At 63.2% G+C, this 25165-nt stretch carries 18 protein-coding genes and 5 pseudogenes; 14 read left to right on the forward strand and 9 right to left on the reverse strand.

The window, feature by feature from the left end; translation table 11 throughout:
* Positions 1–32 precede the first annotated feature (32 nt).
* From ACFQH2_RS13060 to mutS, 4 pseudogenes are all read right to left on the reverse strand, one after another.
* Positions 33–1441 (reverse strand): annotated as a pseudogene (locus ACFQH2_RS13060) (FAD-dependent oxidoreductase).
* An 89-nt stretch (positions 1442–1530) separates the two neighbouring features.
* Positions 1531–2483 (reverse strand): annotated as a pseudogene (kdgK1, locus tag ACFQH2_RS13065) (bifunctional 2-dehydro-3-deoxygluconokinase/2-dehydro-3-deoxygalactonokinase).
* 175 nt (positions 2484–2658) lie between these two features.
* Positions 2659–4832: pseudogene (gene mutL / locus ACFQH2_RS13070) on the reverse strand (DNA mismatch repair endonuclease MutL).
* Positions 4833–4922: 90 nt separating this feature from the next.
* Positions 4923–7624, reverse strand: a pseudogene (mutS, locus tag ACFQH2_RS13075) (DNA mismatch repair protein MutS).
* A 176-nt stretch (positions 7625–7800) separates the two neighbouring features.
* Here mutS and ACFQH2_RS13080 point away from each other — a divergent pair.
* The 3 genes and pseudogenes from ACFQH2_RS13080 (at position 7801) to ACFQH2_RS13090 (ending at position 10591) form a co-directional block, all read left to right on the forward strand.
* Positions 7801–8724: a cache domain-containing protein gene (locus ACFQH2_RS13080; protein WP_377076817.1), complete on the forward strand. Its 924-nt coding sequence runs from the start codon at positions 7801–7803 to the stop codon at positions 8722–8724.
* A pseudogene (locus tag ACFQH2_RS13085) lies at positions 8688–9967 on the forward strand (methyl-accepting chemotaxis protein); the annotation flags it as partial. The gene ACFQH2_RS13080 and the pseudogene ACFQH2_RS13085, both read left to right, overlap by 37 nt.
* A gap of 414 nt (positions 9968–10381) precedes the next feature.
* The gene (locus tag ACFQH2_RS13090) at positions 10382–10591 is read left to right on the forward strand and encodes a hypothetical protein (RefSeq protein ID WP_377077029.1); all 210 of its coding nucleotides are present in this window, start codon (positions 10382–10384) and stop codon (positions 10589–10591) included.
* Positions 10592–10641: 50 nt separating this feature from the next.
* Here the strand turns inward: ACFQH2_RS13090 and thiD are convergent, their stop codons facing one another.
* A complete protein-coding gene (gene thiD / locus ACFQH2_RS13095) occupies positions 10642–11940 on the reverse strand; it encodes a bifunctional hydroxymethylpyrimidine kinase/phosphomethylpyrimidine kinase (protein ID WP_377054276.1) in 1299 nt (432 codons plus the stop codon).
* Positions 11941–12058: 118 nt separating this feature from the next.
* Between thiD and ACFQH2_RS13100 the strand changes: the two genes are divergently transcribed.
* Entirely contained in the window at positions 12059–13201 is a 1143-nt protein-coding gene (locus ACFQH2_RS13100; protein ID WP_377076818.1) for a site-2 protease family protein, read from the forward strand.
* Positions 13202–13241: 40 nt separating this feature from the next.
* On the opposite strand, the gene ACFQH2_RS13105 is transcribed toward ACFQH2_RS13100, so the two are convergent.
* On the reverse strand, positions 13242–13871 hold the full coding sequence (locus tag ACFQH2_RS13105) for a DsbA family oxidoreductase (RefSeq protein ID WP_377054280.1): 630 nt from the start codon (positions 13869–13871) through the stop codon (positions 13242–13244).
* Positions 13872–13943: 72 nt separating this feature from the next.
* Positions 13944–14768, reverse strand: a complete 825-nt coding sequence (locus tag ACFQH2_RS13110; protein WP_377054282.1) for a VOC family protein — start codon at positions 14766–14768, stop codon at positions 13944–13946.
* A gap of 98 nt (positions 14769–14866) precedes the next feature.
* Here ACFQH2_RS13110 and ACFQH2_RS13115 point away from each other — a divergent pair, with 98 nt between their 5' ends.
* Positions 14867–15589, forward strand: coding sequence for an SDR family oxidoreductase (locus tag ACFQH2_RS13115; RefSeq protein WP_377054284.1), 723 nt, complete (start codon positions 14867–14869; stop codon positions 15587–15589).
* A gap of 25 nt (positions 15590–15614) precedes the next feature.
* Here the strand turns inward: ACFQH2_RS13115 and ACFQH2_RS13120 are convergent, their stop codons facing one another.
* Positions 15615–16205 carry a 50S ribosomal protein L15e gene (locus ACFQH2_RS13120; protein ID WP_377054286.1) on the reverse strand — a complete coding sequence of 197 codons (591 nt, stop codon included), beginning with the start codon at positions 16203–16205 and terminating at the stop codon, positions 15615–15617.
* Between the two features lie 325 nt (positions 16206–16530).
* Here ACFQH2_RS13120 and ACFQH2_RS13125 point away from each other — a divergent pair, with 325 nt between their 5' ends.
* From ACFQH2_RS13125 to ACFQH2_RS13150, 6 genes are all read left to right on the forward strand, one after another.
* Positions 16531–16722, forward strand: a complete 192-nt coding sequence (locus tag ACFQH2_RS13125; RefSeq protein WP_377054288.1) for a DUF1328 family protein — start codon at positions 16531–16533, stop codon at positions 16720–16722.
* 383 nt (positions 16723–17105) lie between these two features.
* Complete coding sequence (locus ACFQH2_RS13130) at positions 17106–18257, forward strand: PTS fructose transporter subunit IIC (RefSeq protein WP_377054290.1); 1152 nt, start codon at positions 17106–17108, stop codon at positions 18255–18257.
* A 33-nt stretch (positions 18258–18290) separates the two neighbouring features.
* Entirely contained in the window at positions 18291–18758 is a 468-nt protein-coding gene (locus tag ACFQH2_RS13135) for a PTS sugar transporter subunit IIA (protein ID WP_377054292.1), read from the forward strand.
* Entirely contained in the window at positions 18755–19024 is a 270-nt protein-coding gene (locus ACFQH2_RS13140; RefSeq protein ID WP_377054294.1) for an HPr family phosphocarrier protein, read from the forward strand. The genes ACFQH2_RS13135 and ACFQH2_RS13140 overlap by 4 nt, the downstream gene beginning before the upstream one ends.
* The gene (ptsP, locus tag ACFQH2_RS13145) at positions 19021–20694 is read left to right on the forward strand and encodes a phosphoenolpyruvate--protein phosphotransferase (protein WP_377076819.1); all 1674 of its coding nucleotides are present in this window, start codon (positions 19021–19023) and stop codon (positions 20692–20694) included. The genes ACFQH2_RS13140 and ptsP overlap by 4 nt, the downstream gene beginning before the upstream one ends.
* A 10-nt stretch (positions 20695–20704) precedes the next feature.
* Positions 20705–21169, forward strand: a complete 465-nt coding sequence (locus ACFQH2_RS13150; RefSeq protein WP_377054298.1) for a PTS fructose transporter subunit IIB — start codon at positions 20705–20707, stop codon at positions 21167–21169.
* 362 nt (positions 21170–21531) lie between these two features.
* Here ACFQH2_RS13150 and ACFQH2_RS13155 read toward each other — a convergent pair whose 3' ends face one another.
* Complete coding sequence (locus tag ACFQH2_RS13155; protein WP_377054300.1) at positions 21532–22440, reverse strand: serine/threonine-protein kinase RIO2; 909 nt, start codon at positions 22438–22440, stop codon at positions 21532–21534.
* Between the two features lie 177 nt (positions 22441–22617).
* On the opposite strand from ACFQH2_RS13155, the gene ACFQH2_RS13160 reads away from it, so the two are divergent.
* The 3 genes from ACFQH2_RS13160 to ACFQH2_RS13170 all read left to right on the forward strand — a co-directional run bounded on the left by ACFQH2_RS13160 (position 22618) and on the right by ACFQH2_RS13170 (position 25139).
* Positions 22618–23433: a lipoate--protein ligase family protein gene (locus ACFQH2_RS13160; RefSeq protein ID WP_377054302.1), complete on the forward strand. Its 816-nt coding sequence runs from the start codon at positions 22618–22620 to the stop codon at positions 23431–23433.
* A gap of 65 nt (positions 23434–23498) precedes the next feature.
* Positions 23499–24326, forward strand: a complete 828-nt coding sequence (locus tag ACFQH2_RS13165) for a deoxyribonuclease IV (RefSeq protein WP_377054304.1) — start codon at positions 23499–23501, stop codon at positions 24324–24326.
* A 75-nt stretch (positions 24327–24401) separates the two neighbouring features.
* Positions 24402–25139 (forward strand): GNAT family N-acetyltransferase, encoded by a 738-nt coding sequence (locus ACFQH2_RS13170; protein ID WP_377054306.1) that lies wholly within the window; start codon positions 24402–24404, stop codon positions 25137–25139.
* The last annotated feature ends 26 nt before the right edge of the window (positions 25140–25165 follow it).

The following is a 25165-nucleotide window of genomic DNA, read 5'->3' on the forward strand; positions in this document are numbered from 1 at the left end:
TGCACTTGCGTGGCAGTCGCTTCTCGTCGATCCTACTCGATCGCTGCACTCGCCTCCCGGAGCAAGCCGTCGATGATCTCCGGCGTGGTCGGATGATACGAGCGGTCGGGGATCTCTCGGACGTCCAGACCCATCTCGACGGCCACCTGCATCGTCTTGGCCATCACGTCGGCGTGGTAGTGAAGCCCCTGATAGCCCAGGACAGTGCCGTCTGTCCCGACGACCAGCGTTGCCAGCCCCTCCGAGACGGCGTTCGTTTTGAATACGCCGTCGTCGCTGGCCTCTCGCGTCACCGCGACGTGATCGATCCCGGCGGCCTCGGCGCTCTCCGCCGAGTGGCCGACCCGGGCGTATGGGTAGACGCCAAGCCCGGAGAAGACGACGTGGTGGTGGACGTTCTCGTACGGTTCCGTCGGGTCCCCCGGGAGTGCGCGAGGATGTTCTCCGCGGCTTTGAACCCCTGTTCCTTGGCGACGTGCAGAATCGGCTCGTGACCGTTAACGTCGCCGACGACGAACGTCTGCGGATCCGTCTCCGATTGCATCGTATCCCGAACCCAGCCGGGCCCCGGATCGAGTACGGTGTTTTCGAGTCCGAGTCGGTCCAGTGCTGGCTGGCGGCCGGTGAACAGGAACAGTTCGTCGGCCTCGATACTCTCGCTCGATACCGGTTCGTGAGGCGGTTCGTGATCGATGTGCAGTCGAACACGACCGTTGTCGGTCGGTTCTACCCGTCGCTCGTAGCTGTGTGTCCGGACGTCGATGTCGAAGTTCTCCTCGTAGATGTCGAGTATCCGCGGGCCGTAGTCGGCGTCGGCTTCGTCGAGCGGCGCGGCGTCGTGCTCGATCACCGTCAGATCGGTCCCGCCGGCCTCCGCGATATACGGAACGAGTTCGAGGCCCACGTAGCCAAAGCCCATGACGACTGCTGAGTCGGGGAACTCGGTGGCGTCCAGCGCGTCGGCGCTCGTCGAGTAGTCGACCGCGTCGATGCCCGGAATATCGGGGACGTTGACCGTCGATCCCGTCGCGATGACGAGGTAATCCGGCTCGATGATCCGGTCGGCCACCTCGATCACACGGTCATCGACCAATCGGGCGGTATCGTGGATGAACTCGACGCTGTCACGTTCAGCGAGGTCCTCGACTGCGGCACGGCGGTGCTCGGCGAAGCTAAGAGTGTGCTCGTTCTTGGTGGCGACGACCCGGTCGATATCTATCTCGGGCGTGCCCCGAACACGGTCGTCGTGGTCCGCTTTGAACCGGGCCGCACCGGCCGACAGAACTTCTTTGGAGGGCATACAGCCACGGAGAATGCAGAGTCCGCCGCCCGGGTCGCCGTCGTCGATCAGCGTGAGTTCGATATCCTCGACGTCTGCAAGATCACCAGCGACTGCGACACCGGCGCTGCCGTACGCGCCGACGATCGCTACGTGTACCATACCCGACAACGGGTCGGGACGGTTTTAGTGTTTGCTCCGGTGAGACGGATCGGTGCACAACCGATAGAGACGCTCAGGACCTCGCAGTGTCACCGCGAGATTTCTTCCATGTCGTCGCCGATCACGGACTCGACTTCGCTTTTCGTCACCGTAGCGATGTCGCCCGCGATCGTCCGCTTGAGGAGGCAGTCGCCGCGCCGTATCTCATCGCTCGCGTTACCCCGTCGCCTGCGAGGCGCCGGGCGAGAAAGGCGCCGACGAACGCGTCGCCGGTCCCGATGGCGTCGTGAGTGTCCGCATCGTAGATATCCTGCTCGTGGACGGTGTTGTCGTGCCAGGCCAGCGAGCCACGTTCGCCGTTCGTGACGATCACCGTCTGCAGGTTGTACTCCGCCGCCAGATGGTGGGCCAGTTGGCGCGGGTCCCGTTCGTAGTTCAGGACTGTCTGGGCATCACGGAACGGGATCACCAGAATGTCGACGGCCGGGAACAGCCGCGTCAGCGTCTGTCGGGCTTCATCGGGCGACCACAGGCTCGACCGGTAGTTGACGTCGAAAGCCGTCTTCGTACCCGCTTCCTTGGCTACTTTCAGTAACTGTGCGGTCGTCTCCCTGAGTTGGTTCGAGAGCGCCGGCGTGATACCGCTCGTGTAGAACAGTCGAGCGTTCCGGATCGCGGCGAGGTTCAGTTCCTGCGGTTGAGTCGTCTGGACCGCTGCCCCCTGTCGGTCGTAGATGACCTTGGTCCCCCGTGGATCGCCGCCATACTCCAGGTAGTAGGTCCCCTGTCGCCCACCGTCGCTCCATACGACGTCCACATCGAGTCCGTGCTGTCGTAGTCCCGAAACGACTCGGCGGCCGAGCGGTGAGTCCGGTACCTTCGAGAGCCACGTCGCGACGGCACCCAGCCGTTCCGCGGTAATCGCGACGTTGCTCTCGGCGCCCGCGGCACGAAATTCTAGTTCACGAGCCGTCTCGACGCGCTCGCCCTGTGGGGGCGAGAGCCGAAGCATCGTTTCGCCAAACGTGACGAGATCACTCATGGCTCGGCCAACGACCGGACGTAGTATAAGTTCACCTACTCACGAAAACTCGGAGGGGCGGCTCACCACCCGACAGGGTTGACCAGTGGAGAGCCGGCGCGGCGCAGTGGACACCACCGCACTTTGATTACCGACCGCCATTGCTATATGCTTTGTGCCCCAGTAACACGGTTTCCTAGCCAGCGTGGCCCGGATAGTCCCGCTCGAATCTGTCCTCCAGTTCCTCGCCGTCGATTTCGATGACGACCGGCCGGCCATGCGGGCAGGCGTAGGGGTTCTCACAGTCGTCGAGTCGTTCGAGCAGGTCCATCACCGACCCCTCCTGCAGTGAGGTGTTGCCCGTGATCGAGGGGTAGCACGCCAGATCCGCGATGAAGCCGTCCGCGAGCGACTCGACGGCCTGTTCACCCGCGCTCTCGTCGGCGTCGATGACCGACGACAGGACGTCCCGGAGCCGTTCGGGTGCGAGCGTCTCGTCGAGCACCGTCGGTACCGTCGTCACGCTGACGGTTCGGCCCTCCCGGTTCGCGTAGAAGCCGAGCGACGCCAGCGCCTCCTGATACGCGTCGAACAGCGCCGATTCCCCCGCCGTCAGTTCGATCTCGACGGGCTGAGCGAGCGACTGAGCTGTCGTATCGCCAGCAAACGCCTCCTGCAGGCGCTCGTAGTTCACCCGCTCGTCGGCGGCGTGCTGGTCGATCAGCACCAGTCCGTTGTCGGTCTCGGCGACGATGTATGTCCCGTGTAGCTGACCGAGCACTCGCAGTCGTGGCAGGCTACCGTAGGACGCCTCGGCGGTGGCGAGGTCGCCCGACAGGGTCTCCTGATCGTGTGGGCCGGTGAACTTCGATGCTGGGGCAGTAGCGCCGCTGTCGGCTGTATGGGTCGGCGCTCCAGTTGATCCGTCTCTGGCACTACGATCCTCACTCTGTCGGGGGGTCGTGTCGGTTGTTGACGTCGAATCGCTGACCTTCGCCGACTCGCTCCGTGCTGTCGAATCTCGGGAGCCAGACGTGGAATCGGTCCGAGTTCGGTCCGTCGGGGGATCGGTCGACTCCGAGGCCGTCGCGTTCGCTCCCGAGTCGGGGGTATCGGTTGTGGCGCCGGCACCGGTCGGCTCCGACGATTCGGACTGGTGCGAACCGGCGCTGCTCGACGCCGAAGTGGAATCGCTCGACGCCGATGTCGAGTCGGCGGATGCCCGAGGTCCGGCGTCCTCGCTATCCCCGCCGTCGGCGTCCGAAAGCGTCGACGCCGACCCCGGATCGACCTCCGTCTCGTCGGGTGCGGATCGCCCTCTGGGTGCCGAGGATCGGACCAGACCGTGGTCCAGCAGGGCGTCCTCGACGGCCGTTCGTAGCTGTCGTTTGAATCCGGCCTCGTCGTCGAAGCGAACCTCCATTTTGCGCGGGTGGACGTTGACATCGACCGTCTCGGCCGGAACCGAGAGGTCGAGCACGACGAAGGGGTACCGGCCGTTGCCCAACTGGCCGTCGTAGGCGTCCATGATCGCCTCGCGCGCCGCGCCGGAGGTGACGTAGCGGCCGTTGATGAACGTCGAGACGTACTCACGGGTGCTCCGGTTGGTTTCGGGATGGCTGACGTAGCCGCTGATTCCGTCGAGGGGCCCCTCGGGGAACTCGGAGCCAACCGCGGGTTCGGCATCGACGTCGATCATGGCCGTGGCGACGTCTTTCCCGTAGACGGAGAGGAGCGTCGACTGGAGGTCGCCGCGGCCCGTCGTCGAGAACACCTCGCGGCCGTCGTGTTCGAGCGAGACGGCCACGTCGGGGTTCGCCAGCGCGTACTGCGTGACGACGCGGTTGACGTGGGTGAACTCCGTGGTGTCGGTCTTGAGGTACTTCTTCCGGGCGGGCGTGTTGAAAAAGAGATCCGTAACTTCGACGGTCGTTCCCTCGGGACAGCCTGCCGGTTCGACGGACTCGACCTCGCCGTCGGCGTAGGTGAGTCGGGTGCCTGCACCCTCTTCGCCCCGCGGTTTGGTCGTGATCGCAGCCGGGCGACCGCACCGATGGTGTGCAGGGCCTCGCCCCGGAAGCCAAGGGTGGCGACGCCCGCCTCCAGATCCGAGACGTCGTCGATTTTGCTCGTCGTATGCTCGCGGACCGCGGCGCGGACGTCGGCCTCGCTCATCCCCCTCCCGTCGTCCCGGACGCGGATGGACTCGGTGCCGCCCGCCTCGACCGAGACGTCGATGCGCGAGGCGTCGGCGTCGAGACTGTTCTCGACCAACTCTTTGACGGCGGACGCGGGCCGCTCGACGACCTCGCCCGCAGCGATCCGCTGGACGGTGCGTTCGTCTAACTGCTTGATCTCCGTGTCTGTCATGGTGTGTTCGGCGCCGCAAGCGCGGCGTCGTTCGTTGCCAGATTCCTACTCACTGGCCCCTCAAGAACCCTGTTGCTTGACGAACTCGCCTCAGTCGTCGAGTCGCTCGCGCCATTCCTGGACTGCGCCCATCAACTCTATCGGCGACGTTTCGGCGATATCGACGTCGCTCAGTTCGTCGAGCACGGCGGCGGCGTCGTCGCCGAACTCGTCGGTGATCGGGTCGACTTCACTGGTACCGCCGGCGGCGGAGCCCTCGGCGTCCTCGGCGTTCCCCGCGTCAGGGTCGCTACCGCCGTCTGCCGACGCCGTCGTCATCTGTCCGCTTCCCACGTCGAAGACGACCTGTTTCGTCCCGCCGCCCGACCCCCGCCTTTCGCTTCGATAGCCTTCTCGTCGCGCAGGCGCTGGAGGACGGTCTTCGATCGGTCGACGACCGGTTCGGGAACGCCCGCCAGTCCGGCGACGTGGATCCCGTAACTCCGGTCGGTTGGGCCGTCCCGCACTGTCCGGAGGAAGGTGACCTCGCCGTCGCGTTCGTCCGCCGCGATGTGGACGTTCGCCACCCGGTCGAGATGGTCCGCGAGCGTCGTCAGTTCGTGGTAGTGCGTCGCAAACAGCGTTCGGGCGTGAACCTCGTTGTGCAGGTACTCGGTGGCCGCCCACGCGATGGAGATGCCGTCGTAGGTCGCAGTTCCACGTCCCACCTCGTCGAGGATGACCAGTGACTCCTCGGTTGCGGAGTGGAGTATCTTCGAGAGTTCCTGCATCTCGACCATGAACGTCGAGCGCCCCTGCGCCAACTCGTCTAACGCGCCGACCCGCGTGTAGATGCCGTCGACTAACCCGACCGTCGCCGATGTGGCCGGGACGAAGCTTCCGATCTGCGCGAGCAGGACGATCAGCGCCGTCTGTCGCATGTACGTCGATTTGCCGGACATGTTGGGGCCGGTAACGATCAGGAACGCGCGGTCGTCCGATAGCGTGAGATCGTTCGGGACGAAGTCGGTCGTCTGCTCGACGACGGGGTGTCGGCCCGCGTCGATATCGATGCCCTCGCTCGGCGCAGCGAGCGTCGGTCGGGTCCAATCGTTCTCGACGGCGTGGACCGCGAGACTCGCGAGGACGTCTATCTCCGCGAGCGTCCGCCCGACGTCCTGCAGCGTCTCGGCGCAGTCGGCGACCGTCTCGCGCAGGTCACAGAACAGTTCGTACTCCAACTCGCCGCGGCGTTCCTCGACCCGCATGATCTCGCGTTCGCGCTCCGCGAGTTCGTCGGTGCGGAACCGTTCGGAGTTTTTCAGCGTCTTGACGTTCTCGTAGTGCTCTGGCGCGTCGTCGGCCGCCGACTTGCCGATTTGGATGTAGTAGCCGTCGGTCTTGTTCCGCCCGACGCTGACGTGTCGGAGGTCGTACTGCCGTCGCTCGCGTTCCTCCAGACTGTCGAACCACTGTTCGAGTTCCGCGTGGCGCTCGATCAGTTCGTCCAGTTCCTCGTCGTAGCCGCGAGTCAGCAATCTCCCCTCCTGGACCGTACTCGGTGGGTCTGGCGCGAGCGCCTCGTCGAGCGTCTCGCGTAGTTCGGCGGCCCGCTTGCAGTCCGGCCGCTCGACGATGCTTTCCAGTGGCGTCCCGGTCAGCCGTGGGGCGTTCTCGATGCTCTCCTCGACGGCGGGCAGGACGGCGAGCGTATCCCGAACCGCCAGCAGATCCCGGGCGTCGGCGCTCCCTGAAGTCGCTTTGCTCGCCAGGCGCTCCAGATCGTAGGCGCCGTCGAGTTGCTCTCGTAATTCTTCGCGTGCGAGCGCGGCCTCGGTCAGTGCCTCGACGGACGCCAGGCGCTTGTCGAGCACGTCGCCGGACTGGCGTGGGCGCTGGAGCCACGACTTGAGCGTCCGCCCGCCCGGACTGGTGACGGTGTGATCGAGGACGGCGTACAGCGAGCCATCGGTCCCACCCTGCATCGTCTCGGTGAGTTCGAGGTTGCGCTGGGTCGTCGCGTCGAGTTCGGCGAACTCCGTGTCGCCGTAGCGCTGGAGTCGTGTTATCGACGCCAGTAGTCCGGTACCGGTCTCCTCGACGTAATCGACGATGGCCCCGGCGGCCGCTATCGTCGCACTCGCCTCGACGCCGACGCTATCGAGGCTCTCCGCGCCGAACTGCTCGATCAGGGCGTGTCTCGCGTGGCCCGGCGCGAACGCGCCCGACTCGTGGAGCGTGAGCGTCGCGTCGGTCCGGTCGCGAACCGTCGCGACGAGGTCGTCGTCCTCCCGAACCGTCGGCCCCGGGAGTACTTCGACGGGGTCGAACCGGTAGAGTTCGGTGAGTGCCCCGTCGCGGGCGTCCTCGCCATCGACCGTCGTCACGGAGAACTGCCCGGTCGTGACGTCCGCGAAGGCGAGACCGTAGACGCCGTCGTCGAGGACCAGTCCTGCGACGTACCGGGCGTCGGCATCGGTCACGTCGAGCAGTGTCCCCGGGGTGACGACGCGCGTTATCTCGCGGACGTGGCCGGATTCGGTCTCGCGCTGGTCCGCGACGGCGACGCGATAGCCGCGTTCGACGAGCGCCTTGAGATAGGGGGTTAGCTCCGAGACAGGAACGCCGGCCATCGGATATTTGACGCCGGCAGAGGACTTCTTCGACGTCTTGAGATCCAGTTCCTCGCCGACCGTCTCGGCGTCGCCGTCGAAAAACTCGTAGAAATCGCCGACCTGCATCGCGAGAATGTCGGCATCACTGTCGGCTTTCAGTGACTTGAACTCGCCGACGATCCCTTCGGCTTCGGTCATGCTCGTAGCACGTCCTCTCGCGAATAAAATACTGCGGGTTTGCCCCGATCCATTGGATCAACCAGTCGTCTGTGCTGGCCGACCGCTGTTGCCGGTTTATTACTATTAATTATTGATACTGTCCTGTCGGTAAATAATGAATGAACTTATATTACTTCAGAGAATTGGTGACCAGTATGCTGGATTCTCTCCGACGGATCGTGCCTAGCCGGATACGCAGTAGCTACGCGGCGAAGTTCGCAATCGTCGTGATTGTTCTCGGAATCTCTGTAGCTTCTGTCGGCGGCGTCGCAACGGCGCTGATGTCCAACCAAGTTGAACAAAGTTCTCTCAATGACCTCGAATCGACGGCAGCGTCCGACGCCAAGAGCGTCGACAACTGGCTCGAACAGAGCGCCATCGAGGTGCTCTCAGTGTCCAGAGAGGACCGACTCCAGTCTGACACCAGCGACGATGGACTGAACGGATATCTGGAGACGTTCAGGGCCGACCGGGGAGACCCAAACAGCGCGAACACGCTGACTCAGATACACCTCGTCGACAGCTCGAGCGGTGAAATCATTGCATCGTCGGATCCCTCCGAACGCGGTGAGACGTACGCCGCGGAGGAACGACCGTGGCTCGGCGAGGGAGACTTCGCGCACCGAAACGTCGACGTCACGCAGATGTATCAGATAGATGGCACACAGAAGATCGCGTTCTTCCGTAACGTGGTCGGTGACGACGACCGGATTATGGTCGCCGTCCACGACATGGAACCCGTCGGCCAAAACATCCTCACTGGAAACACCATCGGTAGTGCCGGTGACGGCACCTACGGACTGGTGATCGACGAGCGAGATACGATCGTCATGGACGACAACAACGTCGGCGAGACGGTCGGTCAGAGCTATCCCAGTGACAGTCCGGTACTGAACGAGTTGCGACAGATGGGCCGGAACGACGCCGGAGCGATGGAAGTCGGCTCACAGTTCGTCCCCGATAAGTCGGGCGTCGGTGATCAGGATCACGCCGTCGGCTATGCGACCCCCGCGACGCCGACTTCGTGGTCGTCGTTCACGCGCCGACCAGCTTTGCCTACGGCTTCGCGGAAACGCTGACCACGTACGGTGCCTTCGCTACCGCAGGAGGCGTGCTGCTCATCGGCATCGTCGGACTCGCACTCGGGCGGAACACCGCCGTCGCGATGGACCGACTGACCGGGAAGACCGAGGAGATGGAGCAGGGCAACCTCGACGTCGACTTCGAGACGAAACGGATCGACAACATCGGTCGACTCTACGACGGGTTTGCTAACATGCGCGACGCGCTCAGAGAGCAGATACGCGACGCCCAGCAGGCCCGCGAGGAGGCCGAATCCGAGCGGGAACGCGTCCAGCGGATCAATCAGGATCTCGAAGCGTCCGCCGAGGAGTACTGTGCCGTGATGGGCCAAGCCGCGGACGGGGACCTCTCGGTCAGAGCCACGGTCGACGCCGATAACGAGCAGATGCGTGGCATCGGCGAGGACTTCAACGCGATGCTCGACGAGATCGAGGCGACCGTCCAACAGCTCAAACGGTTCGCGACCGAGGTCGCGACCGCCAGTGAGGAAGTGACCGCCTCCAGCGAGGAGGTTCGTAGTGCCAGCGAACAGGTCACCGAATCGATCCAGGAGATTTCCGACGGCGCGGAGCGCCAGAACGACTCCCTGCAGTCGGTGAGCCAGGAGATGAGCGGCCTCTCGACGACGACCGAGGAGATCGCCTCCTCGTCGAACGAGGTCGCCGACATCGCCGAACGGACCGCCGAGACCGGACGCGAAGGTCGCAAGGCCGCTCAAGAAGCGATCGAGGGCATGAACCAGATCGAAGCCGAGAGCCAGACTGCCGTCGAAGAGATCGAGGCTCTGCAGGAGGAAGTCGGTCAGATCGACGATCTACTGGAGTTCATTACCGAAGTGGCCGAGCAGACGAACATGCTCGCACTGAACGCCAACATCGAGGCCTCCCGCTCCGGTGAATCCGGCGAAGGGTTCGCCGTCGTCGCCGAGGAGGTCAAAGAGCTGCCGCCGACACCAAGGACGCGGCCGAGGACATCGAGGACCGCCTCGAACGGATCAAGGCCCAGACCGACACCACCGCAGAGGAGGTCCGCAAAACGAGCGCGGAGATCACCGATCACACCGATTCGGTCCGCGACGCCGCGTCCGCACTCGACGAAATCGCCGAGTACGCCCAAGAGACGAACACGGGCGTCCAAGAGATTTCCGCGGCGACCGAGCAGCAGGCCGCCTCGACCCAGCAGGTCGTCGCGATGGTCGACGAAGCAGCGACGATTTCCGAGGAAACGACCGCCGAATCCGAGAACGTCGCTGCCGCCGCCGAACAGCAGACCACCGCACTCACCGAGGTCTCACGCTCTGCATCGGACCTCGCGAATCAGGCCTCACAGCTATCCGAAGCGCTCGACCGCTTCGAAACCGACGCCGATCCGGACGAGGGCCTCGGCGTGGACGAAGACGCGGACAGCGCGCTTCCGGCCGCGGATCACGATACCCCGGACGCCGAGGAGACGGCGTCGACGCCCGACACCGACGCATCACCGGCTGACGCGGCCGACGAAGCCCCCGAGGAAACGCAGATCGATCAGGGAACCGACGACAGCACCGACGATGCGGATCCGGCGGCGCTGAACCGCACCAGTCCGACCGACGAGTCGGCATCCGACGACGCAATCGAGTTTGGGACCGGCAACGAACAGACGACTGGCGTGCAGATGGACGCGGACTCCGAATCAGCGCCGGACGCCGAGGCGGCGACGGAGGACCCGCTCGCAGAACCGGCTTCAGACGACGAAGACGCTGGAGACGACCCGGTAACCCTCGGCGACGCTGACGAGGAGAGCGGCGACGCTGACGAGGAGAGCGACGACATGTTCTCGTTCGTCGAATCCGGCTCGGAGAACCGACAGGACGACGACGACTGAGCGAAGTAGTTCGGGAGCCCTGAGTTGCTTTTTTGACTATACTGCCGTTTTCACTCGCCTGTACTGAGTTCGAGGAGCCGTTTGCTCACTGCCGCGGTGTCACTCCCGAGTGCGGTGTACACCGTCATGTCGCCGGACTGCTCTTCGAGCAGGATCGGCGACTCGGCCGTCGCTTCGGCGCTCCGGCGACACGCCGCACGCGTGTCGGCGGTGGCCCGATACGTGAGGTCGACTGTCTCGGGACGCGCCGTCTCCTCGGGAAGCGCCATGCTCGCAGCGAACCGTACCGACGGTTTGGCGTCCCGGACGCCGAGTAGCCGCTGAGCGACCGCCTCATCCGCTCCGAAGCGGCGGTCCGGCTGGTGGTCGATTGCGCCGCCATCGGACCCGACCGTCGTCGTCGCGACGTCTTCGAGAGTCTCCGCGTAGGCCGTCCCAACGGCGAGATCGATGTGTCGGCCCTCTACCGCCGTCGACGCCGAGCGGATCTGCTCGACGAGCGCGTCGAGTCGTTTCACTGTCGGGTGTCGATCTGTACGGTTACGGAGGTCGACCAGGTGATGGACTGCACCCGGTCCCTGCCCGACATCGTGGTGATATCGGACGGCGCTGTGCATGAAATCGGTGGCCCACTCGACAGCGTCGACGAGGCTGTCGGCACGGGCGAGTCGGGCGGCGATTGCACTCGACAGAGTACAGCCCGAACCGTGGGTAGCGGCCGTCTCGACACGTGGATGCTCGAACTCCTCGACCGTTTCCTCGGTGACCAGCACGTCGATGACGGTCCCCTCGTCCTCGTGGAGATGACCGCCTTTCACCAGCGCTGCCGCTGCTCCCATCGCGACGAGTTCCTCGCCGGCGGCCCGGGCGTCCGCGGTCGTCTCCAGAGCCGCGCCCGTGAGCACCTCGGCCTCGTCGGCGTTGGGCGTCACGAGCGTGCTCTCGGCAATCAGCGCCTCGTAGGCGTCCTCCGCCTCGGCATCGAGTAGCCGGTCGCCCGTCGTCGCGACCATCACCGGATCGACCACTGCTGGCGCGTCGTGGGCCGCGACGCGGTCGGTGACGAGCGAGATGACCGGTGCCGTCGCGAGCATCCCCGTTTTGATCGCCTGGACCTCGAAGTCATCGAAAACGGCGTCGCACTGGGCCTCGATTTCCGCCGTCGGGAGGACGTGCGAGCGGTCCACCCCCACCGTGTTCTGCGACGTCACGGCGGTGATAGCGCTGGTCGCGAACGCGCCGGTCGCCTCCATCGTCTTCAGATCCGCCTGAATCCCCGCGCCGCCGCCGGAGTCGCTGCCCGCGATTGTCAGCGTGACGGGCCGTCGTTCGGCTGCTGCTGGTTTCATGTACCGAAATATAACGTCGAGATACAAATCGGTGATGGAACGACCAACCGACCGTAGCCGTGGCTCCTCGGATCGGTCGACCCGGACGACATATGACCTCTCGACCCAACGATTCAGTATGCGAAATTTCACGATCGGATCGGTAACGCAGATACCGATACGACTGAATATCACGCTCGTCGTCTTCCTGCCGCTGCTGGCGTGGCTGATCAGTCGTCCCGAACAGCTAGCCGCATATGCGACAGCCATCGATCTGGTCTCGCCACACGCAGTCGATGCCGAAGCCGTCGGGGCTGGCCGGACGCCGCTTCTGCTCGGTGCCGCCGCCGCAGTGGGGCTGTTCGTCAGCGTGCTGCTCCACGAACTCGGCCACTCCTGGACCGCGCGCCGTTTCGACGTCGGCATCACTTCGATCACGCTCTGGATCTTCGGCGGGATGGCACACATGGAGGACCTGCCCGAGGACTGGAACGTCGAGTTCTGGATCGCCATCGCCGGCCCGATCACCAGCCTGTTACTCGCTGGCGGCTTTTTCAGCGCCCTGCAGGTCGTTCCCGCGTCGGCACCGGTAGTGCTCTACGTCGTGGGCCTGCTCGCCGTTGTGAACATCTCGCTGGCCATCTTCAACATGCTTCCGGCCTTTCCGATGGACGGCGGCAGAGTGCTGCGTGCGCTACTTGCCCGGTCACGTACCTACGCCTCCGCGACGCAGACCGCAGCCACTGTTGGCCAGGGCTTCGCGGTCCTGATGGCGATCTTTGCCGTCCTTTCGGGCGCGCTACTGCTCCTCCTGATCGCGATGTTCATCTACGTCGCCGCGGCCGCGGAGTCTCGGACGACAGTCGTCCGGGACATGCTACGCGGGATCACCGTCAGCGATCTCCTCGCTGACCGGGGCGACGCAGTCGAGGCCGACACGACCGTCCAGTCGCTGCTCGAACGGATCGTCGCCGAGCGGCGAAACGGCTACCCCGTCGTTGAGGGGACGGAGCTAGTGGGTATCGTCACACTGGCAGAACTGCGCGACGTCCCACCGAGCGAGCGCGACACCCGTCGTGTCTCGGAGGTGATGAAGACCGATCCGCCGACGATCTCCCCCAACGCGGATGCCTTCGAGGCGCTGCGGCTTATCAGCAAAGAACGCACCGACAGAATCGTCGTCGCCGAAAACGGTCGGGTCTACGGAACGATCTCACAGCGCGACCTGATGTCCGCACTGGAGGCGATGCAGGGGCAGGCGACCTGTCACAAACGGAGATAGACGCCGACGGCTACGCCTGATCGCCCGGCTGTGCGACTTCTCAAACGCCCTCGATCAGCCGTTCTAGCTGTTCCGGCGGGACGGCTCCGCGGGCGCTGTGGCCGTCGTACGCGAAGGTCGGAACGCCCGTAATGCCACGCTGATGAGCGGTCTGGAACTGCTGGCTGACCGTCTCGGCCAGATCCTCGTCTTCGATTGCCGACCGGATCTCGTCGGAATCGAGTCCGACGTCTTCTGCGATGTCGGCGAGGACGTCCGGATCGCCGATGTCGCGGCCGTCCTCCCAGAGCGCATCGAGGATGCCGCGGTCGAACGCTAGCCACTGCTCGTAGGAGTGCTCGTGTTTCACGTGATAGGAGGCGATCTGGGCGTTCAGCGAGTCGATATCTCGGGAGAGATCGAGCGCCATGTCGGCGTCGTACTGCTTTGCGAGTCGCTGTACATTCTCTTTGGCCTGCTCGAAGTACGCCTCGTCCTTGCCGTCGTCGACGCTCTGGTCTATCTCGCCGTCCGGCCCGCGTTTGCCCGCACGGAGGTCGAACGGGTGCCAATCGATTTCGACTGGCTCCTCGCGGTCGGCCTGATACTGCGAGAGGGATTTCCGGCCGAGATAACAGAACGGACAGACGTAATCCGAGTAGATCGTCAGTCGCTCGTCAGTCTTGCTCATAGGCGCTGTAGTCGCTTGGGACACAAGAGGGTGACTGTGGGCCCTCCGGACTACCGCTATGTCGACTCCCTGCTACTCGTTAGCGCGTACGCGAACCTCGATTCCGTCCGGGTCTTCGACCGCCAGCGTCTCGTCGACCCACCTCGCTTCGGCCAGCGCGTCCGCGAGGCTGTCCAGCGTCCCTCTGGGGACGAGTAGCTCGAAGTGTTCGAGGCCACAGTGGTCGCCCGACGGTTCCTGTCGCCCGTTCCAGCCGTTGATACCGAGATGGTGGTGATAGTCGCCAGCGGCGAGAAAGGCCGCGTTCCCCGGGAATGCGGCGGAGACGGTGAATCCCATCTCGTCGATGTAGAACGACTGTGAGCGGTCGACGTCCGTCGTTTCCAGATGGACGTGGCCGAGATCCGTCTCGTCGGGAACCGGCCGTGAGGGCTCGCCCTCGGGCAAGGGGCCACGATCCAGCGGGAGCGTGTCCATCTCTGTACGGCCCGCCGAATCCCTCGGCCACTCCGGCTTCGGACGGTCGCAGTAGATCTCGACGCCGTTGCCCTCCGGGTCGGAGAGATACAGCGCTCGGCTGACGAGGTGATCTGACGCGCCGTCCAGTCGCCAGTCCCGCTCGATCCGGGCCAGCGCGTCCGCGAGCGTCCTCTCGTCAGGGACGCGAACGGCGGCGTGGAACAGGCCCGCCGCGGCGGCGGGCCTCGGAGGGACGTTCGGATCGGCGTCGAGTTCGAGCAGTACCTGCCTACCAGCGCCGAGTGCCGCATACTCGTCGGATCGACGCAGACGGTCGAGTCCGACGACGGACTCGTAGAACTCGGCGACGCGGTCGATATCGTTCACGCGAAGCCGAACGCGACCGACCGTCGTCTCCCCGGAGAGCGTGCTGGTCATACCCTCTTCTCTCGCGGCAGGAGCAAAAAGGGACTGGCGTTGCAGCGACTGGAGCAATCACGTTAACGTGTATTATCCGTGACGTGGTACTGTATCACATGACACCTCAGATCGAGCGCGTGCTCGTGGCCGGTGCAACCGGCGGTACGGGCCAAGAGCTACTCACACAGATTCGGAATACGGGCGTCACCGTCCGTGCGATGACGCGGTCGGCGGGCAACGTTGTCGAACTCGAACGGCGCGGCGTGGACGAAGTGGTCGTCGGCGACCTGTTCGAACCGACCGACGCCGTCGACGGCGTTTCGGGCTGTGACGCGGTGTTGTGTGCGGTCGGTACCGCGCCAGGCCCGCGCATGATTACGGGACCGTTGGTCGACAGAACCGGCGTCTCGAACCTGATCACGGCGGCTATCGGGGAAGGGGTCGAGCACTTCGTCTACGAGAGCGCTATCGGAGTCGGTAGCTCACAGCCGGGAGTGGCGCTTCCGTTCCGTCTCCTCATCTGGCGGTCGCTCCGGGCGAAACTCGCCTCCGAGAACGCCCTCAGAACGTCCGAACTGACCTACACGATACTGCGACCGGGTCGACTGACGAACGACCTGGCGACGGGCGAGGTGCTCGTGGGAGCGGGTGGCGATACGGTCAAAGGATCGATCCCACGTGCGGACGTCGCACGAGTGATGGTCGCCGCACTGTTCACATCGGCGGCGCGAGACCGCACCTTCGAGGTCGTCAGTGAAGCGGGTGCACGGGGCGATCCGTCCGGCCTGGTCGACGTCGACTGGCGCGTGCCGGAGGCTACTGAGCGAGTTGTCGAATAAAAACGAGTCGAACTGCGAGGCGACGTTACTTGCCGCGGCCGCTGTCGCTGTTGATCGACGGCTTCGTGTGCTCGGTACCCTTGCCACGGTTCTGCTGGCCACGACCGCGCTGACCGGCGCTGGTCTTGCCACGGTAGGACCGACCCTGGTGGGTGTCGTCGCAGATCCAGTTGAGGTCGTCGTCGTTCTCGATTGCGGGATGTTCGGGGTCGATGAGAATTACCTCGAACCACTTTGTGCTGCCGTCTTCCCCGACCCAGTAACTGTTGAGGACGCGGAGGTTGCGGAACTTGCGACCGGAGCGTTCCTCGGCGATCCGCTGGAGGTTCTTCCGGCGCGTGATCCGGTTGACGCCCTGTCGCTTGGTCCGGCGACCGGCTTTGTGTCGCTGCTTGCGGGCCGATCCTTTCCGGACCGATACGCGTGCGACGACGACGCCCTGCTTGGCCTTGTAGCCGAGTTCGCGTGCTTTGTCGAGACGGGTGGGTCGATCGATACGTTCGATCGCTCCCTGATCCCGCCAGTCCTGTTTGCGCTGCCACTGGAGTTCGGCAAGTTTGCCGTCGCCCGGGTTCTTCCAGGCTTCCTTGATGTGTGAGTAGAAACTTCGTGCCATATGTTTCACCACGGGCGTTGGGTGGTTCAGCCGGGAGTCCGGCCACATTCCGTCCTGTCGGTGACAGGTGCCCGCTGGTGCCCGTCGTCCAGCGAGTTACCCCGAAATACCCGTGTTCGGTGCTTAAGGCCTTCGAAAGACGTGTCGTCCCGTCCGTCACTTGGCGGGTAAGCTACGGTTTCCGTTGCTGACGTCGCTGTTCGGCGACGAAAGCTTGTAGTACCGCAGATAGCAGTCTCTTTACAAAGTATGTAACGGGCATATTACAAGCTATGGGCCACATCGAGCAACCGCTCAACTCATATCATACACGAGGTAGGTGCTGATGATCGAGAGCCTCCAGTTCTTTCCGCTGCAGCTCACCGGGGATTTCCTGCGATGGGCGATCCTGTTTTTTATCCTCGCAGTCGTCGCCGCCGCTGTCGGCGCTCGCGGTGTGGCAGGGATCTCTATGGAGATTGCTCGGATATTCATCCTCGTCTTTCTCGTGTTGGCGATTATTTCACTGTTGCTGTGACTGGGCGCTGACCCGTAGTCTCATTTGGAAGATGAAAGCAGATCCTGGCGAAATTTTATTCTAATCGAAATATAGTATTGTCAGCACAGATCATTGAGCATTGATACTACTCCTGAAATATTCACTGTCTAATTGACGTGAATAATCGTTATGTGGTTGAGTACGATATGTATATTCAAAAATAAACAACATAGCAATTACTGCCTCGAAACCCGTATATCCCGAAACCGTCGTGAGGGGGGTCTAAAAGTCATCTGCAACCATGTTATATTATTACATAACTCTTCTCGTCGATTATTAATTATAATATCATCAAATAACGATAGAAACAAACGAATTCCCGAACCCATTTAACGGTATTGTGAATATTAGTAGTCGCAACTATGGGCACCAAAGAAAAGACGGAGAGCGCGCTTCGCTCGCATCTAACGACAACAAAAGAAAATCTGATGACCGGGGTCTCGTTCATGATCCCGTTCGTGACAATTGGAGGTATCTTCCTCGCAATCGGGTTCATGGTCGCCGAACTGCCGTTTACCGATGGCAACACCGAGACCGTTTTCGAGACGACCGGCTCAATAGGCTGGTATCTCGCCGAAATCGGTGTCCTCGGACTGACCATAATGATCCCGATCTTGGGGGCATACATCGCGTACGCGATAGCTGATAAACCCGGTCTCGCTCCGGGTTTCATTCTGGCGTACGCTATCCAGCAGCCCCAGATCATCGAGGCGGCTGGTAACACTGTCGGGTTCGCCGCCGATGGGGCTACCGCAGGGTTCCTCGGCGCTATCGTCGCCGGTCTGCTCGCCGGGTACGTCGCCCGGTGGATGAAAGGTTGGAGCGTTCCCGGCGCATTGAAGCCGATGATGCCGATCCTCGTCATTCCGGTGCTGACGGTGGCGTTGTTGATTCCGATCGTCGTATTCGGCCTTGGCGTTCCGATCGCATTGCTGGACGACGCGCTGACGACGACCCTCGAAGGGATGCAGGGCGCCAACGCGGCACTGCTCGGCGTCGTCCTCGGCGGGATGATGGCCTTCGACATGGGCGGCCCCGTCAACAAGGTCGCATACGTCTTTGGCGTCGCGCTGGTCGCCGAGGGTATCACCGATCCGATGGCCGCCGTGATGATCGCGGGGATGACCCCGCCGCTCGGCCTGGCCCTCTCGAACCTCGCGTTCCCCAACAAATACCCCGACGAGATGCGAGAGAACGCCATCGCTGCGATCCCGATGGGCCTTTCGTTCATCACCGAGGGTGCGATTCCGTACGCCGCTGCTGATCCGCTCCGTGTGATTCCGAGTATCATGGTCGGCAGTGCAACCGCTGGTGCCGCTGCAATGACGCTCGGCGTCGGCATGCCCGCACCGCACGGCGGTATCTTCGTCGTCTTGCTGGCCAGCAACATCCTTGGATTCCTTGGAGCCATCGCGCTTGGAACGCTCGTGACTGCCGGACTGGTCACGCTGCTCAAACCCGACCAGGCAGCGGTCGACTCGATGGAGGAAGCGGCAGCCGAAGCCGCCGACTAAACGACTAACCCCTTTGCAACCTATTTACATACGATGACAACTGAAAGTGACCACACACCGCTGACGACTGATCTGATCGCTCTCGACGGCGCGCCCACCGAGAAAGAACCGTGTATCGAGTTCCTGCTGGATCTGGCCGTCGACGCCGGCCGCGTCACGGATCGCGAACAGGCACTCGAAGATCTCCTTCAGCGAGAGGAAGACGCCACCACAGGCGTCGGGATGGGGATCGGGATTCCGCACGCGAAAAGCGCCGGTGTCGCCTCCCCAACGATAGCGTTCACGCGCATCGACGACGGTATCGACTTCGATGCGATGGACGACAAACCGGCAACCCTGATCTTCATGCTGCTCGTTCCGGAAGAGGGTGGCGAGGAACATCTCTCGATGCTGAGTTCGCTCTCGCGCTCGCTGATGCACGAGGAGAACCGCGACGCGTTGCACGAAGCCGAATCGCCAGAGCACGTCGAGGAGATTATTCTGGAGGCGATCAACGAATGATCGAGCGCACCGTTACCATCGTCCCGGAAGACGGCCTCCACGCTCGCCCGGCGTCGAAGTTCGTCGAGACGGCAAACGAGTACGACAGCGAGATCACCGTTGCACCGGCCGACGGAGACCCCGTCAACGCGGCGAGTATGCTCGCGGTCACCGGACTGGGCGCCAAGTCCGGCGACGACGTCGCTCTCACGACTGACGGGCCCGACGAAGAAGAGGCCATGGAGGCGGTGGCAACCGTCCTCACGACACCAGAATCAGAGTTATGAGCGAACCCCTACCGGGCGTCGGCGTGACGCCGCTGTCCGGCCTCGGCACTGCCCGCTGGTACCGGCCCGACGAGCGACCGGACCCGGAATCGGTCGAGGCCGCGGCTCCCGAGACCGAACGCGAACGGTTCGCGGACGCACAGGCACAGGCACGCGAGGAGATCGAGACCGAACGCGAGAACACCGCCGAGCGCGTCGGCGAGGAGGAAGCAGCAGTCTTCGACGCCCACCTCCAGTTCCTCGACGACCCCCAGATCACTGACGGGGTCGACGAAGCCATCGAGGACGGCGCTGCCGCCGAGGCCGGCGTCGCCCGCGCCTACGGTAGTGCCATCGAACAGTTCGAGGGGATGGAGGGCATGATGGCCGAGCGGGCCGACGACATGCGGGACATCCGCGACAGACTGCTCCGTATCCTCTCGGGCGGCGAGCGGATGGACCTCGAAACGCTCCCGGAAGGGACCGTCCTGCTCGCGGAGCGACTCACACCGAGTGATACGGCACAGCTCGATCCCGAGCGCGTCGCCGGCTTTGCGACGGCGACGGGCGGCCGGACGTCTCATGCCGCCATCTTCGCGCGTTCGCTCGGCATCCCCGCCGTCGTCGGCGTAGGCGAGGACCTGCTCGCTATCGACGAAGGGGCGGACGTCGCCATCGACGCCACGAACGATGCGGTCATCGTCGATCCGGACGAGGAGACCAGAGAGCGAGTTACGACCAGTCGTGACATCGAGGTTCGGTCGGAGCCTGTCGAGACCGCCGACGGCGTCGAAATCGAGGTTGCCGCCAATCTGGGGACGACCGCCGAACTCGACGGGGCAGTCGACCAAGGTGCGGACGGTATCGGCCTCTACCGCACGGAGTTCCTCTTTCTCGACCGGGAACAGCCTCCGGACGAGGACGAGCAGTTCGAGTCCTACGTCGACGCTCTTGAAGCGTTCCCGGACGGCCGGGTCGTGGTTCGGACGCTCGACATCGGGGGCGACAAGCCGATCCCGTATCTCGACGCCGAAGCGGAGGAAAACCCCTTCCTGGGCAACCGAGGGATCCGCCGCTCGCTCGACGAGGATAGCGACCTGTTTGAGAGTCAGCTTCGCGCACTCCTGCGCACCGCCGCAGAGGGTGACGGCCGGCTCTCAGTGATGTTCCCGCTCGTCTCGACGACGGAAGAACTTGATGCGGCGCTCGACGCCGTCGACGCCGCGGCCGAGTCGCTGGACGAGGAGGGTATCGAGTACGAGCGTCCGGAACTCGGCGTGATGATCGAGACGCCGGCCGCGGTGATGATGGCCGACGAACTGGCGAGTCGCCTCGACTTCTTCAGCATCGGGACGAACGATCTCTCACAGTACGTCATGGCCGCCTCACGCGAAAACGACGCCGTAGCTCACCTGCACGATCCGCTCCACCCTGCCGTGCTGCGAGCGATCCATCGAAGCGTCGAGGCCGCACACGACAACGATGCCTGGATCGGTATGTGCGGCGAGATGGCCGGTGATCCGTCGGTGACGAAACTGCTCGTCGGCCTCGGTCTCGACGAACTCAGTATGAGCGCGGTGACGATTCCCGAGGTCAAAGCCGGGATCACGGAGACCGACACGGAGTCGGCCGAGGAACTCGCAGAGCGCGCGCTGGGCGCCAGTACAAAACTGAAGTACGTGAAACGATAACTGATAGCCAATGAAATTCGTAGCAGTCACAGCCTGTCCGACCGGTATCGCGCACAGCCAGATGGGTGCGGAGAACCTGGAAAATACCGCGACGGAGCGCGGCCACGACATCGACGTCGAAGTGCAGGGCGCGATGGGTACCGAGAACGAACTCACGGCCGAGGCCATCGACGCGGCCGACGCAGTGATCATCGCAGCCGACACGTCCGTCAGCCGAGGCCGTTTCGAGGGCAAGCCCCTCGTCAAGTCGAACATCAAAGCCGCGGTCAACGACGCCGACGAGCTGATCGACGAGGCCATCGAAAAAGCCGGTGGCGACGCCAGCGATGACGAAGCGGTGACCGAGGACGAGAGTGAAGACGAAGCCGAAGCAACCGAGACAGCGTCCGAAGAGACGTCCACGGAGCGGACCGAGCAACGTGAGACATCCAGCAGCGGCGGATTGCTCGGGGCGATCAAAGACATCTTCTCGTAAGGACGAGTTCGGAACGGTGTTAAATCCCGTTCCGCTCGTTGTTCGATAGGTATGCTCTGTTGTTCGTTCACCGACCAGTGATCTTCCGCTACTCTTCTTCGTACTCTCCAGGACTCGACCGCTGACTGATACTCGACGGGTTCTTGCTCGACAGGTAGCTTGACTCTCCGATCTATGTCGACCAGCCGAAGCAGGGTATCAACCGGAACAGAGCCTCTGGAGTCGAACTGGCTCCGGGGAGTTTCGGGCGTTAGGACCGTCGCCCTGCGTGACGTCCTGAAGGCTTTGATATCGCAATATGCAATTTATAGACACAGGCGGGCGGCTATCCCACGAACTGCAAAAACGTATCTAAAACGCCGTTACGCGGTGTACTCGGCGATGTCGTCGAACTCGTCCTCTGCAAGTGCGTCAGCCAGCGCCTTCTCGTCGTACTCGGCGACGTGCTGGGGGTATTTGCGCTTGAAGAAGCTCACGATGTTGTCGACGTCCCGTTCGAGAAAGCGCTCGGCGTTCTCGTGGTCGGCCGGTACCGCCTGGGGCCAGTCGAAAATCGTGACTCCGTCGGTACCGACGAACACGTTGTACTCGCTCATGTCGGCGTGGACCCGCCCCTCGCGGTAAGCGGTTTGCATCTCGCGCAACACGAGTTCCAGTATCGGTACGACCTGTTCGTCTTCGAGTCCCGTCCGCGAGAGTTCGACGCCGTCGATCTTCTCCATCACGATGGCGTGCCGGTTGTAATCGATCGGCCGTGGGACCGAGACGTCGGGATACAGCGTTTCGAGCGCATCGTACTCGCGCTCGGCCGCTTTCCGGGCGGTGTAGAGCCAGGAGACGTGCTGGCGATCAGACGTATAATCGCGTTCTTTCATCACTTCCCGAAAGTTCGTGTAGCCTTCACGATGGAACTTCAGCGCCATCGGTTCGTAGGACTGAACCTCGAAGACGTCGCTTTCCTTGCCGACGCCAAGCGACGCGCCGAAGCCGCTGACCGTCTCGCGCTCGGCGAAGGTATGCAACGCCAGCGCGTCGTAGCCCTCGAACGTGAGCGTGTAGCCCTCGTACTGGATCGTTTTTCGCTCGATCAGTTCCCAGTCGAGACAGCGGTCGAGTCGATAGTCCACTTCCTCGGGGGTGAGATCGGAAAACTCCGGCAGCTTCTCGCGCGCTACCCACTCGGAAAATCGCATTCCCTGCTCTATCCCCGACAGCAGATAGAAGTCCTCGGGTTCGAGATCCGGAAGTATACCGGCGACGTTCTGCACCATAGAGGCTCTATCGCCCGCGTGTGTAAAAGCCCCGCGCGTTGGTCGATATAGGAGAAGTAAACCGATAATTGCGATATAGAACATGTCTGTCGGAGGTAGGGTCCTCACACTGGAGAGTCCATCCTCGCGCGCTCTATCTCCCGACATCCCTTTGCGGTCCGGCCACCAACTGCGGCTATGACCGACCTCAGCGACCGAGCGTGGCGCTCGATTCCGGAGCAACGCCAGTCCGGAGCGATGGCGATGGCACTCGACGAGATTGCCGCCGAAACCGCGGTACGAGACGGAAGACGGACTGTGCGCGTCTACACCTGGGAGCCGTCGACGCTCTCGCTCGGCTACGGACAGGCACCGGGGTCGGTCGACTGGGAGTTCTGTGACCGCGGGGGGATCGACGTGACGCGCAGACAGACCGGCGGCGGTGGGATCTATCACGACATTCACGGCGACATCTCCTACTCGATCGTCCTCCCCGCTGACGACGTTCCCGGCGACCTCATGGAGACGTACGAACTCCTCTGTGAACCGATCTTCGACGCCTTCGATCGGATGGGCGTCTCGGCAGCCTTCGCGGACGACGAGCATCCCGAGATTCACCGGCCAGCCTGCTATCTCCGGGCGATCGATCCGGCTCACGATATTCTCGTCGACGGACAGAAGATCAGCGGCAACGCCCAGTACCGCCAGCGCGACGCGGTTATCCAGCACGGATCGCTCTCGTTCGACCTCGATCCGGAGCCCCATCTGGGCGTCTTCTCGAACCCCGGGACATCGCCCGAGGAGTTCGAGGAGCGGGTCACCGCGATCAGCGAACACGCAGACATCTCACGTGAGACGGCGGTCGGCCATCTCGAAGACGCGCTGCGGGAGTGGGCCGATGCCGAGGATGGCGAGTGGACAGCGGCGGAGCGCGAAGACGCCGAGTCGCTCGTAGCACAGAAATACAGCGCCGAAGCGTGGGTCCGTGATCGGGTCGAGCCCGAAGAAGACTGAAAACTATCGATTCTGAGGCGGTCGCTGTTCAAGTTACTTTGACAGTCCAATCCCTCGATTGTGCTATGCGAGTAGGAGCACACGTATCCGTGGCTGGCGGCGTCGACAACGCCGTCGAGCGGGAACTGGACGTCGGTGGAAACTGTGGACAGATCTTCACGACCTCACCACAGGTCTGGCAACACCCCGACATCGACGACGACGAAGCGGCGAGGTTCCGCGACGATACCAATGAGGAACTCGACGGGCCGTGGGTCATCCACTCGTCGTATCTCGTCAATCTCTGTACGCCGAAAGACGATCTGCGTCGGAAATCCATCGAGAGCATGCAGGCGGAGGTCGACGCCGCCGATACACTCGATATCGGCTACGTCAACGTCCATCTCGGCGCACACACCGGCGCGGGTGTCGACGGTGGCCTCGACAACGCGGCGAGCGCCCTCGACGAACTGGAGATTCCCGACGGCGTGACCGTCCTGATCGAGAGCGACGCCGGCAGTGGGACGAAACTCGGCGGCGAGTTCGAGCACCTTGCAGCGGTTATCGACCGGAGCGGGCAGGATCTGGATGTCTGTATCGATACGGCCCACGCCTTCGCGGCGGGCTACGATCTCTCGACGGAAGCGGGCGTCAACGAGACCATCACGGAGTTCGATGACGTGGTCGGACTGGAGCATCTCGAATACATCCACCTCAACGACTCCAAGCACGACTGCGGGACGAACAAGGACGAGCACGCCCACATCGGCGAGGGACTGATCGGCGAAGAGGGAATGCGGACGCTCATCAACCACGACGACGTCGCGGACGTCCCGCTCGTCCTGGAGACGCCATCCGAAAACGGCAAAGGGTTCGAGTGGAACATCGAACGCGTTCACGAACTCCGGAACTGAGGACCATCCGTTTCAGGCTGTAGAGTGGGTATTTTCACCGCAAAGTTGATACGTTGTGTCGTGGTACCGACACTCATGAATAGCTCGCAGAGCCTCGAGTTCGAGCACACGGACCGAGAGACGATCTACGACTACGTCGAACGGGCGGGAAGGGTAGACCGTAGCGAGGCCCAGGAGGAGGTGTTGCCGCACGATCCGGGCGGCTTTCGCCACCACGTCGGGATCCTGAAACGGAACGGCTACCTCGAGGAGTCGGCCGATGGAGAACTCTCGGTTGCACTCGACGTCGACGGTACGGAGGAGTTTACCGGCGACGAGTTCTGCTTCGAGGTCCGACCGGCGAACCAGAGCGATCTGACGGGCATCGTCGGTGCGATCCGACAGGTCGCACAGGAGGGGCGATACATCGTCGCCGAGTCAGTCGCCCAGGAACTCGACCATCAGGACGTCCTGCTCAGGCAGAACGAACTGGAGTCACGGATGTTCTTCGTCGCGACAGTCAAAGACGAGGTGGTTGCCTGGGTTCACGTCCACGCTCCCGAACTCGACAAACTGAGCCATACGGCCGAACTCACCGTCGGCGTAATCGAGGAGTATCGCGGCAACGGACTGGGCAGTCACCTGCTCGAGCGTGGCCTCGAATGGGCGGCCTCGAACGGCTACGAGAAAGTCTACCAGAGCGTTCCCGCGACCAACGATGCGGCCGCGGAGTTCCTCGAACACCACGGCTGGGAGACGGAAGCGATCAGACGGGATCACTACCGGATCGATGGCGAATACGTCGACGAACTGATGATGGCGATCAAACTCTGATCGGACAGAGGGGCATTGCAGATCCT

Source organism: Natronoarchaeum sp. GCM10025703 (genome assembly GCF_042661985.1).
In the GTDB taxonomy this organism is placed as follows: Archaea; Halobacteriota; Halobacteria; order Halobacteriales; family Natronoarchaeaceae; genus Natranaeroarchaeum.